Source organism: Erwinia sp. AnSW2-5 (genome assembly GCF_045107195.1).
GTDB lineage: Bacteria > Pseudomonadota > Gammaproteobacteria > Enterobacterales > Enterobacteriaceae > Erwinia.
The window spans coordinates 1-23,322 of record NZ_JBJGXA010000032.1 but is presented as its reverse complement, the minus strand read 5'-3'; the positions used below and the strand labels follow the sequence as shown (position 1 = coordinate 23,322).

21 protein-coding genes and 1 tRNA gene are annotated in these 23,322 nt (G+C 53.8%); 11 read left to right on the top strand and 11 right to left on the bottom strand.

Annotated elements, in window-relative coordinates; all coding sequences use genetic code 11:
- Positions 1 to 179: 179 nt before the first annotated feature.
- From pyrI to argF, 4 genes are all read right to left on the bottom strand, one after another.
- On the bottom strand, positions 180 to 644 hold the full coding sequence (gene pyrI, locus ACFL9S_RS19315; protein WP_133844002.1) for an aspartate carbamoyltransferase regulatory subunit: 465 nt from the start codon (positions 642 to 644) through the stop codon (positions 180 to 182).
- A 12-nt stretch (positions 645 to 656) separates the two neighbouring features.
- Positions 657 to 1,592: an aspartate carbamoyltransferase gene (gene pyrB / locus ACFL9S_RS19310; protein WP_405263475.1), complete on the bottom strand. Its 936-nt coding sequence runs from the start codon at positions 1,590 to 1,592 to the stop codon at positions 657 to 659.
- Between the two features lie 21 nt (positions 1,593 to 1,613).
- Positions 1,614 to 1,808, bottom strand: coding sequence for a hypothetical protein (locus ACFL9S_RS19305; protein ID WP_405263474.1), 195 nt, complete (start codon positions 1,806 to 1,808; stop codon positions 1,614 to 1,616).
- A gap of 90 nt (positions 1,809 to 1,898) precedes the next feature.
- A complete protein-coding gene (gene argF, locus ACFL9S_RS19300) occupies positions 1,899 to 2,909 on the bottom strand; it encodes an ornithine carbamoyltransferase (RefSeq protein ID WP_405263473.1) in 1,011 nt (336 codons plus the stop codon).
- Positions 2,910 to 3,066: 157 nt separating this feature from the next.
- Here argF and rraB point away from each other — a divergent pair, with 157 nt between their 5' ends.
- Entirely contained in the window at positions 3,067 to 3,495 is a 429-nt protein-coding gene (gene rraB, locus ACFL9S_RS19295; protein ID WP_405263472.1) for a ribonuclease E inhibitor RraB, read from the top strand.
- 55 nt (positions 3,496 to 3,550) lie between these two features.
- A complete protein-coding gene (miaE, locus tag ACFL9S_RS19290; protein WP_405263471.1) occupies positions 3,551 to 4,315 on the top strand; it encodes a tRNA isopentenyl-2-thiomethyl-A-37 hydroxylase MiaE in 765 nt (254 codons plus the stop codon).
- Positions 4,316 to 4,376: 61 nt separating this feature from the next.
- Here miaE and ACFL9S_RS19285 read toward each other — a convergent pair whose 3' ends face one another.
- Positions 4,377 to 4,880, bottom strand: a complete 504-nt coding sequence (locus ACFL9S_RS19285) for a GNAT family N-acetyltransferase (protein WP_405263470.1) — start codon at positions 4,878 to 4,880, stop codon at positions 4,377 to 4,379.
- A gap of 222 nt (positions 4,881 to 5,102) precedes the next feature.
- Here ACFL9S_RS19285 and ACFL9S_RS19280 point away from each other — a divergent pair, with 222 nt between their 5' ends.
- A complete protein-coding gene (locus ACFL9S_RS19280; protein ID WP_405263469.1) occupies positions 5,103 to 6,290 on the top strand; it encodes a YjgN family protein in 1,188 nt (395 codons plus the stop codon).
- Between the two features lie 2 nt (positions 6,291 to 6,292).
- Positions 6,293 to 7,309 carry a M48 family metallopeptidase gene (locus ACFL9S_RS19275; RefSeq protein WP_405263468.1) on the top strand — a complete coding sequence of 339 codons (1,017 nt, stop codon included), beginning with the start codon at positions 6,293 to 6,295 and terminating at the stop codon, positions 7,307 to 7,309.
- Positions 7,310 to 7,411: 102 nt separating this feature from the next.
- Here ACFL9S_RS19275 and ACFL9S_RS19270 read toward each other — a convergent pair whose 3' ends face one another.
- The 3 genes from ACFL9S_RS19270 to pepA form a co-directional block, all read right to left on the bottom strand.
- Positions 7,412 to 10,267 carry a valine--tRNA ligase gene (locus ACFL9S_RS19270; RefSeq protein ID WP_405263467.1) on the bottom strand — a complete coding sequence of 952 codons (2,856 nt, stop codon included), beginning with the start codon at positions 10,265 to 10,267 and terminating at the stop codon, positions 7,412 to 7,414.
- A 5-nt stretch (positions 10,268 to 10,272) separates the two neighbouring features.
- Complete coding sequence (locus ACFL9S_RS19265; RefSeq protein ID WP_405263466.1) at positions 10,273 to 10,728, bottom strand: DNA polymerase III subunit chi; 456 nt, start codon at positions 10,726 to 10,728, stop codon at positions 10,273 to 10,275.
- 92 nt (positions 10,729 to 10,820) lie between these two features.
- Positions 10,821 to 12,329 carry a leucyl aminopeptidase gene (pepA, locus tag ACFL9S_RS19260; protein ID WP_405263465.1) on the bottom strand — a complete coding sequence of 503 codons (1,509 nt, stop codon included), beginning with the start codon at positions 12,327 to 12,329 and terminating at the stop codon, positions 10,821 to 10,823.
- Between the two features lie 256 nt (positions 12,330 to 12,585).
- Between pepA and lptF the strand changes: the two genes are divergently transcribed.
- Complete coding sequence (lptF, locus tag ACFL9S_RS19255; protein ID WP_405263464.1) at positions 12,586 to 13,686, top strand: LPS export ABC transporter permease LptF; 1,101 nt, start codon at positions 12,586 to 12,588, stop codon at positions 13,684 to 13,686.
- Entirely contained in the window at positions 13,686 to 14,762 is a 1,077-nt protein-coding gene (lptG, locus tag ACFL9S_RS19250) for an LPS export ABC transporter permease LptG (protein WP_405263463.1), read from the top strand. The genes lptF and lptG overlap by 1 nt, the downstream gene beginning before the upstream one ends.
- An 83-nt stretch (positions 14,763 to 14,845) precedes the next feature.
- Here the strand turns inward: lptG and ACFL9S_RS19245 are convergent, their stop codons facing one another.
- Positions 14,846 to 16,141, bottom strand: a complete 1,296-nt coding sequence (locus ACFL9S_RS19245) for a DUF445 domain-containing protein (RefSeq protein WP_405263462.1) — start codon at positions 16,139 to 16,141, stop codon at positions 14,846 to 14,848.
- A 7-nt stretch (positions 16,142 to 16,148) separates the two neighbouring features.
- Positions 16,149 to 17,651 (bottom strand): helicase HerA-like C-terminal domain-containing protein, encoded by a 1,503-nt coding sequence (locus ACFL9S_RS19240; protein WP_405263461.1) that lies wholly within the window; start codon positions 17,649 to 17,651, stop codon positions 16,149 to 16,151.
- 132 nt (positions 17,652 to 17,783) lie between these two features.
- Here ACFL9S_RS19240 and ACFL9S_RS19235 point away from each other — a divergent pair, with 132 nt between their 5' ends.
- Positions 17,784 to 18,404 (top strand): LysE family translocator, encoded by a 621-nt coding sequence (locus ACFL9S_RS19235; protein ID WP_405263460.1) that lies wholly within the window; start codon positions 17,784 to 17,786, stop codon positions 18,402 to 18,404.
- A gap of 72 nt (positions 18,405 to 18,476) precedes the next feature.
- Here ACFL9S_RS19235 and ACFL9S_RS19230 read toward each other — a convergent pair whose 3' ends face one another.
- Complete coding sequence (locus ACFL9S_RS19230; RefSeq protein WP_405263459.1) at positions 18,477 to 18,998, bottom strand: DUF2501 domain-containing protein; 522 nt, start codon at positions 18,996 to 18,998, stop codon at positions 18,477 to 18,479.
- Between the two features lie 306 nt (positions 18,999 to 19,304).
- Between ACFL9S_RS19230 and ACFL9S_RS19225 the strand changes: the two genes are divergently transcribed.
- The 4 genes from ACFL9S_RS19225 to ACFL9S_RS19210 all read left to right on the top strand — a co-directional run bounded on the left by ACFL9S_RS19225 (position 19,305) and on the right by ACFL9S_RS19210 (position 22,974).
- Positions 19,305 to 19,389, top strand: a tRNA-Leu gene (locus ACFL9S_RS19225).
- Between the two features lie 162 nt (positions 19,390 to 19,551).
- Positions 19,552 to 20,838: a tyrosine-type recombinase/integrase gene (locus ACFL9S_RS19220; RefSeq protein WP_405263458.1), complete on the top strand. Its 1,287-nt coding sequence runs from the start codon at positions 19,552 to 19,554 to the stop codon at positions 20,836 to 20,838.
- A 95-nt stretch (positions 20,839 to 20,933) separates the two neighbouring features.
- Complete coding sequence (locus tag ACFL9S_RS19215; protein ID WP_405263457.1) at positions 20,934 to 22,190, top strand: DNA cytosine methyltransferase; 1,257 nt, start codon at positions 20,934 to 20,936, stop codon at positions 22,188 to 22,190.
- On the top strand, positions 22,177 to 22,974 hold the full coding sequence (locus tag ACFL9S_RS19210) for a hypothetical protein (RefSeq protein ID WP_405263456.1): 798 nt from the start codon (positions 22,177 to 22,179) through the stop codon (positions 22,972 to 22,974). The genes ACFL9S_RS19215 and ACFL9S_RS19210 overlap by 14 nt, the downstream gene beginning before the upstream one ends.
- Positions 22,975 to 23,322: the final 348 nt, after the last annotated feature.

The window sequence follows — 23,322 nt, the reverse complement described above, 5'->3', positions numbered from 1 at the left end:
TGCCCGACCCCTACGAGGGATCTCATTACATGGGTCGGGCATGCCCGACCCCTACGCGGGATCTCATTACAGGGGTCGGGCATGCCCGACCCCTGCGCAGACTTCGTAGGGGCGAGGCATGCCTCGCCCGTGCCTGTGGGGAACATCCTGCCCACCGAACAGATGAAATGCAAACGGCTTTAGCCGTTGGCCATCACCACATGGTGCGCGAACTCTTTCTCACAGTATTTGCATTTGAGGTGCAGCTCGTCCTGGCGCTGTTTCACCGCAAAGCTGGAATGTACCGGTTCAGAACGGCTGATGCAGTTGCTGTTCGGGCAGGTCAGCACGCGTTCAATACGATCCGGCAACGTCGGAGAGCTTTTCGCCACCACGTTGTAATCATCAATGCGGTTCACCGTTGCGTGCGGAGCGTACACCGCCAGCTGGTTGATCTGATCGTCGGTCAGGAAGGTGTTCTCGATCTTGATCAGGTCTTTGCGGCCCAGTTCACCGGAGGGCAGATTCAGGCCGATGGTAATGCGCTGGTCGGTTTCCGTCAGGCGGAACAGGGAGAGCAGCTTAAAGCCAATCTGCGCCGGGATATGGTCAATCACCGTGCCGCGTTTGATCGCTTCAACCTGTAATTTATTATCGTGTGTCATGTGCTTATCCCCTTACAGAACCGGTTCGCTGTTCAGTACCAGCGCCAGAAGTGCCTGGCGTGCGTAGATACCGTTACCTGCCTGCTGGAAATACCAGGCGTGCGGCGTGTGATCGACATCTGTGTCGATCTCGTCAATACGCGGCAGCGGGTGCAGGACTTTCATATTGTCGCGTGCGCCCACCAGATCGCTGGCGCGCAGAATAAACTGGGCTTTGACGTTGGCGTATTCCGACGGATCAAGGCGCTCTTTCTGCACACGGGTCATATACAGAATGTCCACCTGTGGCACCACTTCTTCAATGCTGTCGTGGCGCGTCCAGACAATGCCTTTTTCGTCGAGCATATCGGTGATGTAGGCCGGCATCGCCAGCGCATCCGGTGCAATAAAGTAGAAGCGATTGCCCTCAAACTTCGCCAGCGCCTGCGTCAGTGAATGCACGGTGCGGCCATATTTCAAATCGCCGACCATCGCCACGCTGAGATTATTCAGACGGCCCTGGGTTTCCTGCAGGGTAAACAGGTCGAGCAGCGTCTGAGTAGGATGCTGGTTGGCACCGTCGCCCGCGTTGAGGATCGGCACGCCGCCGGAAAACTCGGTTGCCAGACGCGCAGCGCCCTCCTGCGGATGACGCATGACAATCGCATCAACATAGGTGCCAATCACGGAGATGGTATCGGCCAGGGTTTCCCCTTTCTTGCCCAGCGAGGTGTTGCCGCCATCGGCAAAGCCGACCACGGACGCGCCAAGACGATGCATCGCCGTTTCAAACGACAGGCGGGTACGGGTGGAGGCTTCAAAGAAGCAGCTGGCAATCACGTTATGCTTCAGCAGTTCAGGCTGCGGGTTCGCCTTCAGGCTGGCCGCGGTACGCAGCACCAGCTCCAGCTCTTCACGGTTGAGATCGTTAATTGAAATAATGTGTTTGTGATATAGGGGGTTAGCCATTTCCACTCCTTATGCTCGTTATCATTCATGATGCAGCTGTGTTGGCTGCCTCAGGAATGCTATAGAGCAATGTTTTTGCATTAAAATGCGGGCAAAAAAAAGCCCCTCATTGAGGGGCTTTTCTTGATGATCGGTCATGCAACGGGAGGAAAAACGGTGCTGCCCGCCTGTTGAAAGGCGATTCAGTACGGCTTGATTAACACAATTGAGTTTCATGCATCCTCCCGGCAAACGGGGTGCATTATACGCATTCATTCGTTTGCAGCAAGCGAAAAACGCACAACGTAATCGTTTGCCTCGACTGAATTACCCCAGTTGTGCCAGCGTTGCGACCATCACGGCTTTAATGGTGTGCAGACGGTTTTCCGCCTGGTCAAACACCACGCTGTGCGACGATTCAAACACCTCGTCGGTCACTTCCATGCCGCCGTGCAGATCGTACTGCTGTGCCATCTGCTGGCCCAGCGTGGTCTGGTCGTCGTGGAATGCAGGCAGGCAGTGCAGGAACTTCACCTGCGGGTTACCCGTGGCCTGCAGCATCGCCATATTCACCTGATAAGGGCGCAGCAGGGCAATACGCTCGTGCCACACCTCTTTCGGCTCACCCATAGAGACCCAGACGTCGGTGTAGATGAAATCAGCGCCCAGCACCCCTTCCGCAATATCTTCTGTCAGGGTGATTTTACCGCCGGTTTTTTCTGCCACGCTGCGGCACTCGGCAACCAGCGCTGCATCCGGCCAGCAGCTTTTCGGTGCCACCAGACGCAGATCCAGGCCTGTCAGCGCCGCCGCTTCCAGCAGCGTATTACCCATATTGTTGTGCGTATCGCCAACGTAGGCCAGGGTCATCTGACTGAAGGCTTTCTCCGGCAGGTGTTCCTGCATGGTAAGCAGGTCGGCCAGCAACTGGGTAGGATGAAACTCATTGGTCAGGCCGTTCCACACCGGCACGCCAGCGTGTTCGGCGAGGGAGTCCACCAGCACCTGGCCGTGGCCACGATATTGAATACCGTGGTACATACGGCCCAGTACGCGTGCGGTGTCTTTCATCGACTCTTTATGGCCAATCTGGCTGCCGCTTGGGCCAAGATAGGTGACGTTCGCGCCCTGATCGTATGCGGCAACTTCGAAAGAGCATCGGGTGCGGGTCGAGTCTTTTTCGAAGATGAGCGCAATATTCTTACCTTTCAGGTGCTGAATTTCTTCGCCATTTTTTTTATCGGTCTTTAACGTGGACGCCAGCGCCAGTAAGCCGTTGATTTCAGCAGGGGTGAAATCGAGCAGCCTGAGGAAGTGACGTTGATATAATTGACTCATAAAGCACTCCAGGGTCATCTTTAATGAATTAAAATTCAATTTAACCGTATTAATATTCACTTTCAACCCCGGAGAGCAGAAACTTTCTTTTAAAGGTAGTGGCGCAGAGGGCACTGTGGGAAAATACGCGAAATAACGCCCTAATGAGGAAGAGATCATGGCTAATGAAGCATTGTTGGAAGAGCAGCGTGAAGAAACGCGGCTGATTATTGAAGAGCTGCTGGATGATGGCAGCGACCCGGATGCGCTGTACACCATTGAGCATCATTTCTCTTGCGACAGCTTCGATGCGCTGGAGAAAGCGGCGGTGGAAGCCTTCAAACTGGGTTACGAAGTGACCGAGCCGGAAGAGCTGGATCTGGAAGACGGCACCAAAGTAATGTGCTGCGATATCCTCAGCGAAGGCGCGCTGAACGCTGAGCTGATCGACGCGCAGGTTGAGCAGTTGATCGATGTGGCGGGCAAGTTCAACGTTGACTACGACGGTTGGGGCACTTATTTCGAAGATCCGGATGCGCAGGATGACGACGAAGACGACGAAGATGACGAAGCCATCGACGGCGAAGATAACGGCATCCGTCACTGATTCTCCCCTGTAAATTCTGGCCGGGCATGCCCGGCCACTTCATGACGTTGAGCGAATGAATACCGAACACCTGCTGGCCCCTGTCCTCGATTTCCTGCACTGCCGTACGCCTCAAGCCTGGATTGACGAAGCCCGTCAGCCGCAACATCTTCCTCTGCTACTGACCGACCATCTGGTGTGTGAGCTGAAAGCGGCGCAGACCGCCATGTGGCTGATCCGTAAATATGTCGCGGACACAGCCAGCGGCGATGCACTGCTGGCGTGGCTGAGCCCCTGGGAGCAGTTTGTTCACAACGATCAGGCCGATCTGGCTTTTCTTGAACAGCATAAAGGGTTGTCAAAAACCATTATCAACCGCGAAGAGGTGCCCTGGGGCGATGAGCTGGTGGATAAGATGGTGCTGCTGATCAAAGAAGAGCTGCACCATTTCTATCAGGTGCTGGAGATTATGCAGGCACGCGGTATTCCCTATATGCGCATCACTGCCAGCCGCTATGCCAAAGGGTTAATACGCGAGATCACCACGCATGAACCGCAAACGCTGGTGGATAAACTGATTTGCGGGGCCTATATCGAAGCGCGGTCCTGCGAGCGATTTGCCAGCCTGGCACCGTACCTGGATGATGAACTGTCGGCGTTTTATGTGTCGCTGCTGCGCTCAGAGGCGCGTCACTATCAGGATTACCTGGCGCTGGCTGCACTGATCTCACCAACGGATATCAGTGTGCGGGTGCGTAAAATCGGGGAAACGGAAGCGCGTCTGATCATGGAACCGGACAACCAGCTGCGTTTTCACAGTGGTGTTCCGGCATTTTCCTGACGGAATGGCCGAAAACGTGATGAATCGTAGGGCGGACCGAGGTTTGGGTCCGGCCGCCCTATTACAGGTTCTTCAGCATCGTCACTTCGCAATCCACATGACCGGTGGAGCCCATCGGGCCATCGATATGCTCGAAGCCGAGATGCTCATACAGGCGAATGGCACGCGTCAGTGACGCGGTGGTTTCCAGGTAGCAGCGTTTGAAACCCTGCTCGCGGGCGTAGTCCATCGCTTGAATCGCCAGACGGCGTGCCAGCCCGAGGCCGCGCACCGATGGCATAAAATACATTTTCTGCAGTTCGCAGACATCCGCATCGCTGCACGCCAGTGGCGCGATGCCACCGCCGCCCACAACCTTTCCTTCCACTTCGACCACCCAGAAAGCACAGTTTTCTTCACTATAGACTTCGTAGAGATGGTCAAGATTGGGATCAGAAACGGTATAGCCTTTATCTGCCGTCAGGCCAAATTCTGCCGATACGGCGCGGATCACCGCAGCAATATGCGGATTATCAGCGGGAACGATCGGGCGCACGCGCAGGGTTGTCTGAATTGCGGTTGTCATACATTTCGCTCATGGGCTTGTCGGTTGCAGGTAGTGTAATAACACTGCCAGCGTACGGATGCAATGTCTGTGCGCCCGCCGGTAACTTGTCTGAGTCTGTTATCGAAATGATAATTATTTATTGTCGGGTTTCCAACACCATGCTTAAATAGCCCGGCTATTTATTACGCTTTTATTTTCTGCTTTGCAGAAGACTATTTCTATGTTTCAGGAAGAAAAAAAATGGAAAACAATACCTCGAATCAGCAACGCCATGCGGTGCTGTTCCACGGTCGTTCTGGTGAATATTTCTCTATCTGGCTGGTCAATGCACTGCTGACCATGATCACATTGGGTATTTATTCTGCATGGGCTACCGTTCGTCGCCGTCGCTATTTCTATGGCAATACCGAAATTGCGGGTGATCGCTTTGATTACCACGCCCGCCCCATTGATATTCTGAAAGGCCGTATTATCGTCTTCGTGGGCCTGGTACTGTTCTTTATTCTCTCTTCAGCCTTCCCGGCTGTTGCTCCACTGTTCGTGCTGGCCTTTTTTGCGTTGATTCCGTGGATTATCATCCGCAGCTGGCGTTATAACGCGCTGATGAGCAGCTTCCGTGGTGTGCGTTTTAACTACCTTTGCCGCGTGGGCCGCGCTTACTGGACGATGTTCCTGTGCCCGGTACTGCTGGTGCTGGCGCTCTATCTGGTGGTGGGTGCGATCGGTTTCTTCGCTGCAAACACTGGCAGCATCAGCGCTGCACTGACCGTCGGCATCCTGGCGTTTGTGCTGTTCCTGGCAGGCCTGGCGGCCGTTCAGGGCTCCGTTGCTGCACTGAACCACGATCTGTATATCAACAACATGTCATACGGTTCCCTGCCATTTAAAGCCGAACTGAGCAAAAAAGCGTTCATCAAAATGGTGTTAATCAGTTTCCTGATTATGCTGCCATTCCTGATCATCGCGGGAATGTTGATTGGTTCTCTGTTTGTCTCAATTTTCTATGCTGTGGCAATGGGCATGACCGATCCGGAGATGCTGAACAGCCTGATGGCTGGCAATATCTTTAATATCTTCCTGACCTTCTTAATATTACTTTTTGGTGGTTTAGTTTCTTCTGCTTATTTAGTGGTGGCGCAGCGTAATTACGTGTTTGGCCAGACTCAATTAGGTGAAAAACTCCGTCTTAAGTCAACTATGTCCACAGGATCATTCTTAGGCCTGACGCTGACCAATACCCTGATTGTTATTTTCACTCTGGGTCTGGGTACGCCAATCGCTGAAGTTCGTCTGGCGCGTTATATGGCGAACAGTACCGCGCTGGAAGGCGATATCTCTCTGCTGGATGTGCAGGCGCACAATGACAGTGCCGGTACCGCCGTGGCGGAAGAAGTTGTTGCAGCATTCGACCTGAACCCAGGCATCTGATCTTGCACCTAAACGGCTTTTATCAGTACCCTGGACGTGCAGCTCGCGAGGCTGCACGTCTTACATTAGCGGAACAGCATATGACGCTGGATCAGGGCGCGCATCGTCAGCTCCTGATGTTGAAAGATGTCACGGTCTCTGACGCGCTTGGCACCATTCCGCTGACGCTCTCCTTCCCGGACGGCGGACGCTTTGTCCCGGATAATGATGCGGCGTTCCGCGAATGGTGGCAGCAGCGTCGTCGTCCTGGTCTGGTTCACCGGCTGGAGCAGCATCGCCGTGGTGTTGTACTGACCCTGCTGGCAACGCTGGCGGCGATTGCGTTCTATATCTGGGTGATCCTGCCTGCCACCAGCCGCGTGCTGGCGCAACATATTCCCGCGTACGTTGAGCGCCAGATCGGCCAGCAAACCTTCACTCTGCTCCAGCACACCGGCTTCAGCGTGGGACGCCTCACGGAAGAGCAACAGCAGCGTATGAACCGGCTGTTCCGTGACAGCATACCGGCTGAAATGAAAAATGACCCGACGCCGCTGCGGCTGAAGATCATGCATTTCGCCGGGGGACCGAACGCCTTTATGCTGGCAGACGGTACGCTGATCGTCAGCGATGAACTGGTGCGGATGGCGAAAAGTGATGATGCGATTGTCGCGGTGATGCTGCACGAGATGGGGCATCATCAGCATCGTCATGTGATGCGTATGCTGGTGCGTTCGTCGCTGGTGTCGCTGAGTTATCTCTGGCTGACCGGTGATGTCAGCGGGATTGGTGACACGTTGCTACAGTCGGCAGCGTTTGTCGATCAGCTGCAGTTCTCACGCAGCATGGAGCGTGAGGCCGATGATTATGCCATTGTGCAGATGAAGGAGCAGGGGCGCTCTCTGGCCGCGATGTCTGAGATCTACAGGCAGCTTGAGCAATCCTCTGAGAAGGTCAAAAGCGGGCTTAATCTGCCAGAATGGATGAGTACCCATCCGGATATGCCTGCGCGTATCAAAGCCATCCAGGCTGCGGAATAAATCTGTAAGAAAGGGCCTGGCACGCAATAAAAAAGGGCCAGGCATGCCTGACCCCTACAGGGAACGGTGTTGTAGGGGAGGGGCATGCCCCTCCCTTCACCCTTACAGCGCGGCAATCACTGCCTGCTGCTCAATCAGTTTGATCTTCGCCTGCTCAAAGTCTGCCAGACGCTCACGCTCTTTCGCCACGACAGCTTCCGGCGCGCGCGCCACAAAGCCTTCGTTGCCCAGCTTGGTGGTGATTTTTTCCATCTCCACGTCCAGCTTCAATACTTCCTTCACCAGACGCTCCAGCTCGGCAGCTTTATCCACCAGGTCGGCCATCGGGATCAGCAGCTCGGCACCCTCAACCAGTTTGGTCACGGAAACCGGGCCTTTCTCGCCCGCTGGCAGCAGCTCAAGCGTTTCAAGACGCGCCAGGGATTTGAGGAAGTTATGGTTGTCGTTCACACGACGCACCACATCATCACTGGCACCACGCAGCAACACATCCAGTGGTTTGGACGGCGAGATATTCATCTCGTTGCGAATGTTACGCACTGCGACGATCGCCTGCTTCATCCACTCGGTGTCAGTCATCGCTGCCACATCGACACGGCTTTCGCTGAATTCCGGCATCGGCTGCAGCATGATGGTGTCATCGCTGATATTTTTCAGCACTTTCACCTGCTGCCAGATGGTTTCAGTGATAAACGGAATAATCGGATGCGCCAGACGCAGCAGGGCTTCCAGCACCGTCACCAGTGTGTTACGCGTGCCGCGCAGCTGAGCTTCCGTACCGCCGTTCATCACCGGCTTAGCCAGCTCCAGATACCAGTCGCAGAACTGGTTCCAGGTGAACTCATACAGGATGTTCGCCGCAATATCGAAGCGATAGCTGTCCAGTGCTGCGCGATACGCTTTCACCGTTTCGTTGAATTCCGCGAGGATCCAGCGATCTGCCAGCGACAGTTCAAGCTCGCCGCCGTTGAAACCACAGTCGTGCTCTTCGGTATTCATCAGCACAAAGCGGCTGGCGTTCCACAGCTTGTTACAGAAGTTGCGGTAACCTTCCAGGCGCTTCATATCCCAGTTGATGTCGCGACCGGTTGAGGCCAGCGCCGCCAGGGTGAAACGCAGGGCATCGGTGCCGTGCGGCTCAATGCCGTTCGGGAACTGCTTCTCGGTGCGCTTACGGATTTTCTCCGCCAGCTGCGGCTGCATCATATTGCCGGTGCGTTTCTCCAGCAGGTCTTCCAGCGAAATACCGTCAACCATATCCAGTGGATCGATCACGTTGCCTTTGGACTTGGACATTTTCTGCCCTTCGTCGTCACGGATCAGACCGGTCATGTACACGGTTTTGAACGGCACCTGCGGTTTGCCGTCTTCATCTTTGATGAAGTGCATGGTCAGCATGATCATGCGGGCAATCCAGAAGAAGATGATGTCGAAGCCGCTGACCAGTACGCTGGTCGGATGGAAGGTGCGCAGTGCTTCGGTATTCTCTGGCCAGCCGAGTGTGGAGAAGGTCCACAGCCCGGAAGAGAACCAGGTATCCAGCACGTCTTCGTCCTGGGTCAGCACCACGTCGGCACCCAGATTGTTCTCGGCGCGCACTTCTTCTTCGTTGCGGGCAACGTAGACGTTACCTTCGGCATCGTACCAGGCCGGGATACGGTGACCCCACCACAGCTGACGCGAGATGCACCAGTCCTGGATATCACGCATCCACGAGAAGTACATGTTTTCATACTGCTTCGGTACGAACTGGATATCACCCTGTTCTACCGCTTCTACCGCCACTTTTGCCAGCGGGGCAGTGCGCACGTACCACTGGTCGGTCAGCATCGGCTCGATCACCACGCCGCCGCGATCGCCATAAGGTACGGTCAGATCGTGAGGCTTGATCTCTTCCAGCAGGCCGAGGGTATCAATCGCTGCCACGATCGCCTTACGCGCGGCAAAGCGCTCAAGCTTCTGGAATTCAGCCGGAATGGTCGGATCGCAGGCATCAGACTCTTCGCCATTGGTGTCATACACCTGGGCGGTTTCACGGATGTCACCGTCGAAGGTCAGGATGTTGATCATCGGCAGTTTGTGGCGACGTCCCACTTCGTAGTCGTTGAAGTCGTGCGCCGGGGTGATCTTCACGCAGCCGGTGCCTTTCTCCATATCCGCATGTTCGTCACCGACGATCGGTATACGACGGTTAACCAGCGGCAGTACCAGGAATTTGCCGATCAGATCTTTGTAACGTGGATCTTCAGGATTGACTGCCACGCCAGTATCACCGAGTACGGTTTCCGGGCGAGTCGTCGCGACCACCAGATAATCTTTACCGTCAGCGGTTTTCACGCCATCAGCCAGCGGATAACGGATGTGCCACATGGAGCCTTTTGATTCGCGGTTTTCCACTTCCAGGTCAGAGATGGCGGTGCGCAGTTTAGGATCCCAGTTCACCAGGCGTTTGCCACGGTAGATCAGGTTCTCTTTATGCAGGCGAACGAACACCTCTTTTACGGCGTTCGACAGGCCTTCGTCCATGGTGAAGCGCTCACGCTCCCAGTCCACGGAGTTGCCCAGACGGCGCATCTGGCGGGTAATGGTGCCGCCGGATTCGGCTTTCCACTGCCAGATTTTTTCGATGAACGCATCGCGACCGTAATCTTTACGGGTTTTGCCTTCTTCTGCGGCGATCTTACGCTCGACGACCATCTGCGTGGCAATGCCCGCATGGTCTGTACCTGCCTGCCACAGCGTGTTTTTACCCTGCATACGCTGGTAACGGATCATGGTGTCCATGATGGTCTGCTGGAAGGCGTGACCCATATGCAAGCTGCCGGTGACGTTCGGCGGCGGGATCATGATGCAGAAGCTTTCCTGGCTGGTGTCGCCATGCGGCTTAAAGTAGCCCTGTTGTTCCCAGTGCTCGTAAAGCGGCTGCTCGATATCTTGCGGGTTATATGTCTTTTCCATGTCTGCTATGTCTTAGGCAAAGGCGGCGTTGCCGTATTCAAGTGGAATCCAACGCTGCGATAAGCTTTATAGCGGTCGCGCGCCAGCTGTTTCAAAGATGTTTCATAGGGAACGAAGTCTACCACTTCATAGAAAGCGGTGGCAAAATCTGCAAACTGTGGCAGCAGGCTGATCAGCAGGTCGCGCGGAGAATTGCCGCGACGCTGTGGCCAGGCCAGCTCAACCGGGGCACCGTATTTCGGGCCTTCACCGGCCAGATTATGCGGCACGAAGGCATTCGCCGGGCGTTGCCACAGGGCTTCATCCAGTCGGATAGCCTGCGCTTCGTCTTCACAGGCAATCAGCACGCGCTTCCCGTCACGCCAGCGGGCCTCGGCCAGATCGCAGACCAGCGCTTCATGAGCGCTCAGCCCGTCAACCGGGGTGTCGGTTTCCAGCAGGTAGAAAGTGGCGTTTTTCATGTGTTCAGGCCTGGTTAAAATAAACGGCAAGGGCGGATCGTTGATCCGCCCCTGGATATTGTCGGCGACCTTATTCTGGTCGCCCCGGCGCATTAATCGTCGCCGTTCAGACCTGCGCGATTCAACAGGAACTGAGACAGCAGGGCAACCGGACGACCGGTAGCCCCTTTGGCTTTCCCTGAGCGCCACGCGGTTCCGGCCACATCAAGGTGTGCCCAGTTGTACTTACGCGTAAAGCGCGCCAGGAAGCAGGCTGCGGTGATGGCACCACCAGGACGGCCGCCAATGTTCGCCATATCGGCAAAATTGGAATCCAGCTGCTCCTGATATTCATCGGCCATCGGCAGACGCCATGCGCGATCGCCTGCCTGCTCAGAGGCACCAATCAGCTCGTGCGCCAGCGGGTTGTGGTTCGACAACAGGCCGCTGATGTGGTGGCCCAGCGCAATCACGCAGGCACCGGTCAGCGTGGCCACGTCGATCACCACATCCGGGTCAAAGCGCTCAACGTAGGTCAGGGCATCGCACAGGACCAGGCGACCTTCCGCATCCGTGTTCAGCACTTCCACGGTCTGGCCGGACATGGTGGTCAGCACATCACCTGGACGGTAAGCACGGCCACCCGGCATGTTTTCACAGCCCGCCAGCACACCCACGACGTTCAGCGGCAGACCCAGCTCAGCGACCATGCGCATGACGCCATATACGGAAGCGGCTCCGCACATATCGTACTTCATTTCGTCCATCGCTTCGCCCGGCTTGAGCGAGATACCGCCGGTATCAAAGGTGACGCCTTTCCCAACCAGCACGATAGGGCGCGCTTCTTTGTCCGGGTTACCTTTGTACTCAATCACCGACATCAGAGATTCGTTCTGCGAACCGGCACCGACGGCGAGATAGGCATTCATCCCCAGCTCTTTCATCTGCTGTTCGCCGATGACGCGGGTCGTGATATTAGCCCAGGTATCCGCCAGCTGGCGCGCCTGTGACGCGAGGTAAGCCGCGTTACAGATGTTCGGCGGCATATTGCCGAGATCTTTCGCGGCCTTAACGCCCGAAGCCACCGCTAAACCGTGCTGGATAGCACGTTCACCGCTGGTCAGTTCGCGGCGCGTCGGCACGTTAAACACCAGTTTGCGCAGCGGACGACGCGGCTCCACCTTGTTGCTTTTCAACTGATCGAAGCTGTACAGCGTCTCTTTTGACGTTTCAACCGCCTGGCGCACTTTCCAGTAGGTGTTGCGCCCTTTGACGTGCAGCTCGGTCAGGAAGCAGACGGCTTCCATCGATCCGGTGTCGTTCAGCGTGTTAATGGTCTTTTGAATGACCTGCTTGTACTGACGCTCATCCAGCTCACGCTCCTTGCCACAACCAATCAGCAAGATACGTTCAGAGAGAATGTTCGGCACATGATGCAGCAGCAGAGTCTGGCCGACTTTTCCTTCCAGTTCACCACGGCGCAGCAGGGCGCTAATGTATCCATCGCTGATTTTATCCAGCTGTTCAGCAATCGGTGACAACCGGCGCGGTTCAAACACGCCCACCACAATACAGGCACTGCGCTGTTTTTCCGGGCTACCGCTTTTTACACTGAACTCCATGCACTCTCCTGAATCTTAAAGACAACGGCGCTTGCTGCGGCTAGAATAGGCCGCTTTCGTAACGTATAGCGCTGTCGCATGACGCTGTTGTCAGATTGGGTTTTGGTGAGGATTATTTTTTTTTGCATCACCAGAACGCGGTTGTTGTCATACTATTTTAGTAGTGACTTGGGCCATTGATGAGAATAAATGGCGTATAAGCGATGAAACTAGCGATTTTCCTGCAAAAAGACAAGTTTTCACAGGCGTATTCAGCGTGATCATTATTAGATATCTGGTTCGGGAAATGCTCAAAAGCCAGCTGGCTATCCTGTTCATCCTGCTGCTGATCTTCTTTTGCCAGAAGTTAGTCAGGATACTGGGAGCCGCGGTGGATGGCGAGATCCCTACAAATTTAGTCCTGACCTTATTGGGCCTTGGCGTGCCCGAGATGGCACAGCTGATCCTGCCATTAAGCCTCTTTTTAGCCATTTTGATGACGCTTGGTCGGTTATACACCGAGAGTGAGATCACCGTGATGCACGCCTGTGGTTTAGGCAAGAGCGTGCTGGTGAAGGCGGCGATGATCCTGATGTTGTTCACGGCACTGATTGCTGCGGTCAACGTTGGCTGGATGGGACCGTGGTCTTCACGTTATCAAAGTGAAGTGATGCAGAACGCGAAAGCAAACCCGGGCGCCGCTGCGCTGGCCGCCGGTCAGTTCCAGCAGTCTGGCGATGGTCAATCTGTGCTGTTTATCGAAAACGTCAAAGGCAACAATTTTGGCAAGGTTTTCCTCGCGCAGCTGCGGCCGAAAGGCAATGCCCGCCCTTCCGTGGTGGTGGCTGACCGTGGTCATATGGAGCAGCGTAAAGACGGTTCGCAGGTCGTGACGCTGGATAGCGGCACCCGTTTTGAAGGCACCGCGCTGCTGCGTGACTTCCGCATTACTGACTTCAAAAATTACCAGGCGATTGTCGGCCATCAGACTGCCACCCTTGACCCGAATGACTCTGAGCAGATGAGCTTTGGCGAGTTGTGGCGCTCTGATAAACCTGATTTCCGCAGTGAGCTGCACTGGCGGCTGACGCTGGTGTTCTCGGTGCTGATCATGGCGCTGATGGTGGTGCCGCTCAGCGTGGTTAACCCACGTCAGGGACGCGTGCTGTCGATGCTGCCTGCGATGCTGCTCTATCTGGTGTTCTTCCTGCTGCAAAGTTCGCTGCGCTCCAGTGGCAATAAGGGGCGCCTCGATCCGGCTCTGTGGATGTGGGGGGTTAACCTCGGGTATCTGGCGTTGGCCGTACTGCTGAATGCGTGGGACACGGTGCCAATGCGCCGGCTGCGTGGGCGTTTCACTCGCGGAGGGTCGGTCTGATGTTTGGCGTTCTTGACAAATATATCGGTAAAACGATTTTCAATACGATCATGGCGACGCTGTTTATGCTGGTGTCGCTCTCCGGCATCATCAAATTTGTCGACCAGCTGCGTAAAACCGGGCAGGGAGAATACACCGTGCTCGGTGCCGGGCTGTATACCCTGCTGAGTGTGCCGAAAGATATTGAGATCTTCTTCCCGATGGCCGCTCTGCTGGGGGCGCTACTGGGCTTAGGCACGCTGGCACAGCGCAGCGAGCTGGTGGTGATGCAGGCTTCCGGCTTTACCCGTATGCAGATTGCGGCCTCGGTGATGAAAACGGCGATCCCGCTGGTGCTGCTGACGATGGCAATCGGTGAGTTTGTGGCCCCGCAGGGCGAGCAGATGGCGCGTAACTACCGCGCACAGCAGCTGGTGGGAGGGTCATTGCTCTCCACGCAAAACGGTCTGTGGGCGAAAGACGGCGATAACTTTATCTTTATCGAACGTATTCGTGGCGACAACCAGCTGGCAGGCATCAGTATCTACAGTTTTAACAAAGAGCGCCGTTTACAAACCGTGCGTTACGCCGCCTCTGCGCAGTACAACACTGAGAAAAAATTATGGGAGCTGGCGCAGGTTGATCAATCCGATCTGACTGACCCGCAGCAGGTGAAAGGCAGCCAGACGCTGACTGGCGAATGGAAAACCACCCTGACCCCGGACAAACTGGGTGTGGTGGCGCTGGACCCGACGGCGCTGTCGATCACCGGGCTGTATAACTATACGAAGTATCTGAAGCAGAGTGGCCAGGTTTCTGGCCGCTATGAGCTGAATATGTGGAGCAAGATCTTCCAGCCGCTATCGGTAGCGGTGATGATGCTGATGGCACTGTCGTTTATCTTTGGCCCGCTGCGCAGCGTGTCGATGGGGATGCGCGTGGTCACCGGGATCAGTTTCGGCTTCCTGTTCTACGTGCTGGACCAGATCTTTGGGCCGCTGAGCCTGGTGTATAACATCCCGCCATTGCTGGGAGCGTTGTTACCGAGCGCCGCGTTCTTTGCCATCAGTGTGTTTATGCTGCTGAAGCGGCGCTAGCCGATTCAATTTCACGTAGGGGCGGACCTTCTGTTTCGGTCCGCCCGTGACGCTAAAGGCTGACCGAAAAAGAAGGTCGGCCTCTACAGCATCTGTGCCCTTTCCAGTAACTGCGGCGCCAGTGACAGCAAATACAATATCAGCCCAATTACCCCACCGACTAACGTCCCGTTAATTCTGATGCGCTGTAAATCCTTCCCGATATTCAGCTCCACCTGATGTGACATATCCGCCGCATCCCAGCTTTTCACCGTATCGCTAATATGGCGGCTGAGAAACGCCGAGAACTCCGGTGCCACGTTGCTGGCGGCTTCTTCCATATGCTGGTTAAGCGAATGGCGCAGCGGTTCATCCTGCATCAGGGTTTCGCCAAACCACTGCCCGGCAGCGCTCACTTTGGCATGCAGCATGGAATCGGGGCGATCCAGATCGTCCTTCAGCCAGGTACGCAAATCATTCCACAGCTGGCCGATATAGCTGTTCAGCGTCTCGTCCTGCTTGAGATACGCTTTAATCTCTTCCGCTTTCTCCGCCATTTCCGGGTCATTGCGCAGGCGGGTAATCAGCCGCTGCACTGCGCGATTAAAGCCCTGGCGCAGCTGGTGCGCATCATCGTGTTCAATCTCGGTGAGGATCGACTGCACCGCATTGGCCGCCAGCTCGGCGCTTTTTTCCCCCAGCCACTCGCTCGGCAGCATCTTCTCCTTCAGCGGATGTTCGCGCTTCAGCCAGCTCACCACCTGATGGGCGATAAACTCGTGAGTGCCAGGCTTGTTCACCAGCTGCAGGATCTGCGCTAAGGCATCATCCAGCAGTTGCTGATGGCGGTTATTTTTGGTCAGACTGTCGAGGATCATGGCCGCCGACTGGCTGAGATCCACCTTATCGATCGCCTTGTGGATCGCCCGGCGCATAAACCCCTGAATGCGCTCGTCGTCGGCCAGATCGAGAAAGCCACGCACGGTTTTCAGCACCATCCCGCTGAGGCGGGCAGCGTTGTCCGGGTGGCTCAGCCAGTTGGCAATGATCTGAGCCGGGTTGTGGCGACGGATCAGCGCCAGCAGCGAATCGGTATTGAGGAATTTATCCTGCACGAACAGCGCGAGGTTGTCGGCGATACGATCTTTATTGCGTGGAATGATCGCCGTATGACGCCCCGCCAGCGGGATCGGCACCCGACGGAACAGCGCACTGACCGCAAACCAGTCGGCCAGCGCCCCGACCATCGAGGCCTCTGCCACCGCTTTCAGCCCGGCGACCCAGGGATTGGGCGGCCCGTACAGCGGCCAGAGAATGGTGGCGATAAACAACAGCGCAGCGCCGACCAGTAACAGCAGCGGCAGGCGCTTCGCCCGGATTAACTCACGTTCCTTATCCATAAACCCCTTATCGTTTCCTTCCGCCCATGATGCTGCCTAACACACCACGGATGATTTGATTGGTGATCTGCCGTGCTGCGCTTTTCGCCACGCTCTGCACCACGCCATCATGCTTACCGCCGCGCGGCCCGGTGGTGCCGAACAGAATATCCTTCAGCCCGCCGAGAATACCGTTATCCACCGCCACGTTCTCGCCTTTGGCAGCGGGCGCACTGGCGCTGTCGGTGGCGTTTTGTATTCCTTTTTGCAGCATCTCGTACGCGGATTCGCGATCGACGGCTTCTTCGTATTTATCGCTGAGTGACGAGTGGTTAATCAACCCGTTACGCTCATCATCGGTCACCGGACCCATGCGGGAACCGGGGGCAATCACGGAGGCACGCTGCACCACCGATGGGCTGCCTTTTTCATCCAGGAAGGAGATCAGGGCTTCACCCGTACCCAGCTCCTGAATGGCAGCAACGGTATCGAACGCCGGGTTGGCGCGCATGGTTTGTGCCGCCACCTTGACCGCCTTCTGGTCTTTCGGCGTAAAGGCGCGCAGGGCGTGTTGCACGCGATTGCCCAGCTGGCCCAGCACGGCATCCGGGATATCCGCCGGATTCTGCGACACAAACCACACGCCAACACCTTTCGAGCGGATCAGACGGATCACCTGCTCGATCTTATCCAGCAGCACCGTTGGTGCATCGTCAAACAGCAGATGCGCTTCATCAAAGAAGAACACCAGTTTGGGCTTCTCCAGATCGCCCGCTTCCGGCAGTTGCTCATACAGCTCTGACAGCAGCCACAGCAGGCTGGTGGCGTACAGCTTTGGCATCTGGTACAGCTTCTCGGATGCGAGGATGTTGATCACCCCTTTACCGTTTTCATCGGTGCGCATCCAGTCGTTGATATCCAGCATCGGCTCACCAAAGAAGTATTCCGCTCCCTGCTGCTCCAGAGACAGCAGCCCGCGCTGGATGGCACCTACCGAGGCGCTGCTGATGTTGCCGTACTGGGTCTGGAACGCTTTGGCGTTCTCGCCGATGTACTGAGTGGTGGCGCGCAGATCTTTAAAATCGAGCAGCAGCAGGCCCTGGTCGTCGGCGACGCGGAAGATAATCTGCAATACGCCGCTCTGCACATCGTTCAGATTCAGCAGACGCGCCAGCAGCAGCGGCCCGAGGTCCGACACCGTGGCACGCACCGGATGGCCGCGTTCGCCAAAGATATCCCACAGCGCCACCGGATTGCTCTGCGGCGACCAGTCCGACACGCCAATCTTCGCCAGACGGGCGAGCAGTTTCTCTGACTCCGTTCCGGCTTTGGCAATCCCGCTCAGATCGCCTTTCACATCGGCCATAAACACCGGCACGCCGATATTCGAGAAGCTCTCCGCCAGTTTTTGCAGCGTGACGGTTTTACCGGTGCCGGTGGCGCCCGTAATCAGCCCGTGGCGGTTTGCCATCGCGGGCAGCAAGTGCAGTTGTTGTTCAGAAGTTTGGGCAATAAGGAGCGGCTCGGTCATCTTCAGGCATCCATCTGGTTGAAAGGCAGATCTTGGTTTCTGTAAGCATAGCAGGCGTCTCAGTCAATTATGACTTGCCAGTTAATGCCCACTCTCAGTAAGTTAAACGATATTACATGATGGAGGTGGAAGATGGATGCAGCAGTACTTTCAGTGATTTCAATCGGTGGTGCGCTGGGGCTGGGTGCTATCAGTCCGGGACCGAGCTTTATTCTGGTGGCGCGTACCGCCGTCGCCTCTTCTCGCCGCGCTGGCATCGGTGCTGCACTGGGAATGGGCGCGGGTAGCCTTATCTTCGCCATTATCGCGCTGATGGGGCTGCATACGTTGTTAAATGCCGTCCCTGTGCTGTGGCTGACGCTGAAGACGGCAGGGGGTCTCTATCTGCTGTGGATGGCGTATAAGATGTTTCGCGGCGCCCGCGAACCGCTGGCGCTGGATCTGCCGGGCAGCAACGGTAAAAGTTTTAAACGTGCTTTTCTCACCGCCTTTACCACCCAGATCAGTAATCCTAAAACCGCGATGGTCTTCGCAGGGGTATTTGCCGCGCTGCTGCCTGCCCATGTGAGCAACGGCATGCTGATTGCTATCCCGCTGGTGGCGATGATGGTGGATGGCTTGTGGTATCTGTTCGTCGCTTATGCGCTGTCGTCACGCGGGCCGCGTAACACCTATCTGCGCTTCAAAGCGCCACTCGACCGTTTAGGCGGCAGTGTGATGGCGCTGCTGGGTATTCGTTTGATCGTAAAATAAAAAAAGGCCACACAACGGTGGCCGGGGGAAAGAAGGTGGCAAGGGGACAGCCCTGCCACCTTAAGGGAGAGATTACGAGATAAACTGTTTGCCCTGCTTCAGCACCAGATCACAGGCTTTGGTTTTCACCTTTTTGCCCATTGGCGTTTCACCCAGTGCTTTCAGGTTCACCTGCTGATTGTTGCCGGTGTTCAGCAGACCCATCAGGCCCTGCTTATAGTCGGTGGTTTCCTGCTGCTTCTGCGTATCCGCCAGCCCCAGCTTACCGAGCAGTTTGTCTTTTACTGATGACACATTGTTATCGACAATATTGTTCTTCACACAGTACTCCAGCACACCCGCCGCGTTGGTCATGGTGCCTGCGCTGAGCGACTGGCTGCCGCCGTTCAATAATCCGGTCAACGCACCCAGCGAGCTACCCGCAGGCGTCGCGTTAGCCCCGGAGGTGTTGGCAGTGGTTGCGCTGCTGTTGTTCTGGCCCAGCGCGCTGGCGGCAGAGTTAAGCTGATCCTGCCAGCTCGCGGCGCCTGCTGCTGCACTGAACAGTGCGGTAGAAACAGAACATGCCAGAACCCATTTCATTGCTGCTTTCATTGTTATACCCATTTAATATGATGTGACGCGCAGCACCCTCCTGGCACCGCGCCGATAACTGATTGTTCCGACTGCGGGATAGCGAGGGAGTTCCCTTTTCTGCAGCCACATGGCCATTATGGTTCAAGGTTTGAGAATTATCTGCACTGAAACATCGTAGGGGCGGGGCATGCCCCGACCGAACTGGCTATCGATATACTGGCTGGCGCGCGTTTTTTCAGCATTCAAACGCAGACCATGCGGAATAGGGTTGCGTATGCAGGAGGTAACGGTATAATCCACAACGTTTTCCGCATACCCTTCAGTGCCGAAGTGGCGAAATCGGTAGACGCAGTTGATTCAAAATCAACCATCGAGAGATGTGCCGGTTCGATTCCGGCCTTCGGCACCATTAGTATGTTTGAGAACGTCCGTAACAGTCCGTAAGTTACTGAAAAAAAGCCGAAAGGCTTTTTTTTTGCTCCAAATTCGTCCGGGCACATCCGTTGCAATCCGGGCATCGCTGGGGGCATAATTGGGGGCATCCTCACTTCGATAGAAAATGTGCCCCCAAATGAAGCTCAACGCCCGCCAGGTCGAAACCGCAAAACCCAAAGAAAAAAACTATAAAATGGCCGATGGTGGCGGTTTGTATCTTGAGGTGTCTACCAAAGGATCTAAATACTGGCGCATGAAGTACCGGCGTCCCGCTGACAAAAAAGAAGACCGTCTGGCATTTGGTGTCTGGCCGACAGTCACGCTTGCTGAGGCTCGCGTTAAGCGCGAAGAAGCTAAAAAGCAGTTAGGGCAGGGGATAGACCCCAAAGCCGAAAATAAAGAAGCGCAAGCCGAATCAGCAGGGGCATACACCCTTGAAAGTATCGCCCGTGAATGGCATGCCAGCAACAAGCGCTGGGGTGATGACCATCGTGCCAGGATACTGCGTTATCTCGAACTGTATATTTTCCCTCATATTGGTTCGGCAGACATCAGGAAGTTAAAAACCAGTCAGCTACTGGCCCCAATTAAAACGGTCGATGCCAGTGGCAGGCATGACGTTGCTCAACGTCTTCAGCAGCGTGTCACGGCGATTATGCGTTATGCAGTGCAGAATGATTACATCGATACGAATCCGGCTGTTGATATGGCTGGTGCGCTTGCTACGACAAAAACCCGGCATTATCCTGCATTGCCCTTTAGCCGTTTCCCCGACTTTCTGGAACGTCTTGCTGCATACCGGGGCCGGTTGATCACACGTATCGCTGTTGAGCTTTCACTACTGACTTTTGTCCGTTCCAGTGAGTTACGTTTTGCTCGCTGGGATGAATTCGATTTCGAAAAATCTCTCTGGCGCGTTCCAGCGAAGCGAGAAGAGATAAAAGGCGTCCGTTATTCCCATCGCGGAATGAAGATGAAAGAGGAGCATATTGTTCCTCTTAGTCGGCAGGCACTAACCTTGCTGGAGCGCCTGAAGCAGTTGAGCGGTGATAATGAACGCCTGTTTCCTGGGGATCACGACCCTAAGAAAGTCATGAGTGAAAACACAGTCAACAATGCTCTGCGCGCTATGGGCTATGACACCAAGACAGAGGTTTGCGGGCATGGTTTCAGAACAATGGCTCGTGGAGCGCTGGGGGAATCTGGCCTGTGGAGTGATGATGCGATTGAACGTCAGTTGAGCCACTCTGAGCGTAATAATGTAAGGGCTGCTTATATCCATACGTCTGAGCATTTGGATGAACGCAGGTTGATGGTGCAATGGTGGGCAGATTATCTAAGTGTCAACCAACACAAACATGTAACTCCTTATGATTTTGCGAAAGAGTGTGTTGAGGGGCTAAGACATGCAGCTAAAAAGTGATGTAAAACTGTATTTATGTACATGTATGTTCATGGTAAGGTAGTCGAATTGAGTAATGATTTTTTATCAATCGCATTGAATTTATTGAGGTTTTTATGATTAGGCCAATAGGTATCGATCTTTTTTCTGGTGCGGGTGGAATGTCCTTAGGTTTCGAAAAGGCAGGCTTCGATATCGCAGCCTCTGTTGAAATAGATCCTATCCATTGCGCCACACATAAATACAATTTCCCTCTCTGTACAACTATTTGTGCCAGCGTCGAAAATTTATCGGGTGACGACATTAGAAAATTAGCTGGTTTAGATGGAAAAGAAATAGATGTTGTATTTGGCGGTGCGCCTTGCCAAGGGTTTTCATTAATTGGTAAAAGAGCTTTAGATGACCCTAGAAACCAACTCGTTTCACATTTTGTTAGATTGGTAAAGGAGCTGTCTCCTAAGTATTGTGTCTTTGAAAACGTTAAAGGATTAACCATTGGGAAACATGCCAAATTCCTTAGTGAAATTATCGAGTCGTTAAATGAAGCTGGTTATAACGTTCTTACGCCTTATAAGGTTTTGAATGCTTCTAAATTTGGAGTGCCTCAGAGTAGGGAAAGATTATTCTTAATTGCTGCTAAGCGTGGACAAGATTTACCTTCTTACCCACAGCCTTTAGAATATTCAGTTACAGTAGGAGAAGCAATATCAGATCTCCCTGATGCTGATACATTTTTAGAACTTAAAAAACAAGATTCTGTTCAAACTTCGTGGACTACAAAATCTAAATATTCTCGGATTCTTCGTGGGCTTGAAAAAGATAAATTTGATTTTGGATACGAGCGTGAATTTAATAATAGTTTATTAAGCTCAAGTTTAAGGACAGAGCATACACAGTTATCTCAAGATAGATTTATGTCAACACCAAATGGTGAAACTGAGCCTGTAAGTAGGTTCAGAAAGCTTGATTTAAATGGTCTGTGTAATACTTTACGCGCTGGTACTGATAGTGCCCGTGGTGCATTTACTTCGCCTCGCCCAATTCATCCAACATTGCCACGAGTTATAACAGTGCGCGAAGCTGCCCGTTTACACTCATACCCGGATTGGTTTAGATTTCATAGCACAAAATGGCATGGGTTTAGGCAATTAGGTAATAGTGTCCCACCATATTTGGCTCGGGCTGTTGCTTCAGTGATTATTGATAAACTGAATGTAACTCCAGCAAAACCAAAAAACACTTTAAGTCTTGGTGATAATTGGTTGTTAACGGTTGATATGAAAACTGCTGCAAAATTCTTTGAAGTGCCAGCCGATACCATCGCTCAAAGAACTCGGAAAGAAAAAAAGGAAGTAGTCTATGAGCAAGAGTAACAATTACCTCGCCATTATTGAGAGAATATTTTTCTCTCATTACCAAGAAGGGATGCGTGAGTTTGATTTCAACAGAACAGAAATCGCAGCTATGGCTGCCGAGTTGGGAGTTGATATTCCAAAAAATGTCGGTGATGTAATCTATTCAGTAAGGTATAGGATTGATCTTCCTGAAAATATTTCCAATAAGGCGGAGGATGGTTACGAGTGGGTAATTAGTGGTGTTAAAAGAGCTAGTTATAAGTTTCATCAGGTCAAGATGAATAGAATAGTGCCAAGAGATGATCTGGTTACAATAAAAATACCCGATGCCACACCTGAAATTATTGAGCGTTATGCTTTAAGCGATGAACAAGCACTATTGGCAAAAGTTCGTTATAACAGGCTAGTTGACACGTTTCTAGGCATTACTGCTTCTTCACTGCAAAACCATCTAAGGACCACTGTAAAAGGTGTTGGTCAAATAGAAATAGATGAAATATATGTTGCGGTAGATAAATATGGTAGACAGTTTGTTATACCTGTACAGGCTAAAGGTGGGAGCGATAAACACGCAGTTGTTCAGACTAAACAGGATATTTTATGTTGTGCTGAAAAATTTCCTCAGTTAATTTGCAAAGCTGTTTCTGCTCAGTTTATGGCAAATAATAAAATCGCAATGTTTGAGTTAGCCGTACAGGATGATGAAGTCAAGATTGTTGATGAGAAACATTACTTGCTTGTTTCGGCTTCTAACATAACTGATGGTGATATTGTCCAGTATGGTCAGTTAGCAAAACCCTAGACTTTTAGCCGTGGTGCGGAATGCACTACCCGCCGTGTCAAAAATGCCGTCGTTTGGCGGCATTATCACTCGAATCATAAGGCGCGCTGCACCCTCCCGCTACAACACCGCTTTTGTTGAATTATCGCCATCACGACACGCTGAGAGCCTCAAAAAACAAATGTAATTACGGTGCCAGCGCGCAATACTACCCCCTCCTCGCCTGCCCGCTTTATCGGTCGCATTTAATGCAACTGCATAAGGTGGCTCAGGCCGCGCCATACCTGCCTTTAATGGGTATTATGTGCCCTGCAATCTGCATGCAAATCCATGCACCTTATGCATGTGAAGTGGTCAACTAAAACTGGC

Coding starts and splice junctions, on each gene's coding strand:
- pyrI (WP_133844002.1), bottom strand. CDS start 644: ATGACACACGATAATAAATTACAGGTTGAAGCGATCAAACGCGGCACG.
- pyrB (WP_405263475.1), bottom strand. CDS start 1,592: ATGGCTAACCCCCTATATCACAAACACATTATTTCAATTAACGATCTC.
- ACFL9S_RS19305 (WP_405263474.1), bottom strand. CDS start 1,808: ATGAAACTCAATTGTGTTAATCAAGCCGTACTGAATCGCCTTTCAACA.
- argF (WP_405263473.1), bottom strand. CDS start 2,909: ATGAGTCAATTATATCAACGTCACTTCCTCAGGCTGCTCGATTTCACC.
- rraB (WP_405263472.1), top strand. CDS start 3,067: ATGGCTAATGAAGCATTGTTGGAAGAGCAGCGTGAAGAAACGCGGCTG.
- miaE (WP_405263471.1), top strand. CDS start 3,551: ATGAATACCGAACACCTGCTGGCCCCTGTCCTCGATTTCCTGCACTGC.
- ACFL9S_RS19285 (WP_405263470.1), bottom strand. CDS start 4,880: ATGACAACCGCAATTCAGACAACCCTGCGCGTGCGCCCGATCGTTCCC.
- ACFL9S_RS19280 (WP_405263469.1), top strand. CDS start 5,103: ATGGAAAACAATACCTCGAATCAGCAACGCCATGCGGTGCTGTTCCAC.
- ACFL9S_RS19270 (WP_405263467.1), bottom strand. CDS start 10,267: ATGGAAAAGACATATAACCCGCAAGATATCGAGCAGCCGCTTTACGAG.
- ACFL9S_RS19265 (WP_405263466.1), bottom strand. CDS start 10,728: ATGAAAAACGCCACTTTCTACCTGCTGGAAACCGACACCCCGGTTGAC.
- pepA (WP_405263465.1), bottom strand. CDS start 12,329: ATGGAGTTCAGTGTAAAAAGCGGTAGCCCGGAAAAACAGCGCAGTGCC.
- lptG (WP_405263463.1), top strand. CDS start 13,686: ATGTTTGGCGTTCTTGACAAATATATCGGTAAAACGATTTTCAATACG.
- ACFL9S_RS19245 (WP_405263462.1), bottom strand. CDS start 16,141: ATGGATAAGGAACGTGAGTTAATCCGGGCGAAGCGCCTGCCGCTGCTG.
- ACFL9S_RS19240 (WP_405263461.1), bottom strand. CDS start 17,651: ATGACCGAGCCGCTCCTTATTGCCCAAACTTCTGAACAACAACTGCAC.
- ACFL9S_RS19235 (WP_405263460.1), top strand. CDS start 17,784: ATGGATGCAGCAGTACTTTCAGTGATTTCAATCGGTGGTGCGCTGGGG.
- ACFL9S_RS19230 (WP_405263459.1), bottom strand. CDS start 18,998: ATGAAAGCAGCAATGAAATGGGTTCTGGCATGTTCTGTTTCTACCGCA.
- ACFL9S_RS19220 (WP_405263458.1), top strand. CDS start 19,552: ATGAAGCTCAACGCCCGCCAGGTCGAAACCGCAAAACCCAAAGAAAAA.
- ACFL9S_RS19215 (WP_405263457.1), top strand. CDS start 20,934: ATGATTAGGCCAATAGGTATCGATCTTTTTTCTGGTGCGGGTGGAATG.
- ACFL9S_RS19210 (WP_405263456.1), top strand. CDS start 22,177: ATGAGCAAGAGTAACAATTACCTCGCCATTATTGAGAGAATATTTTTC.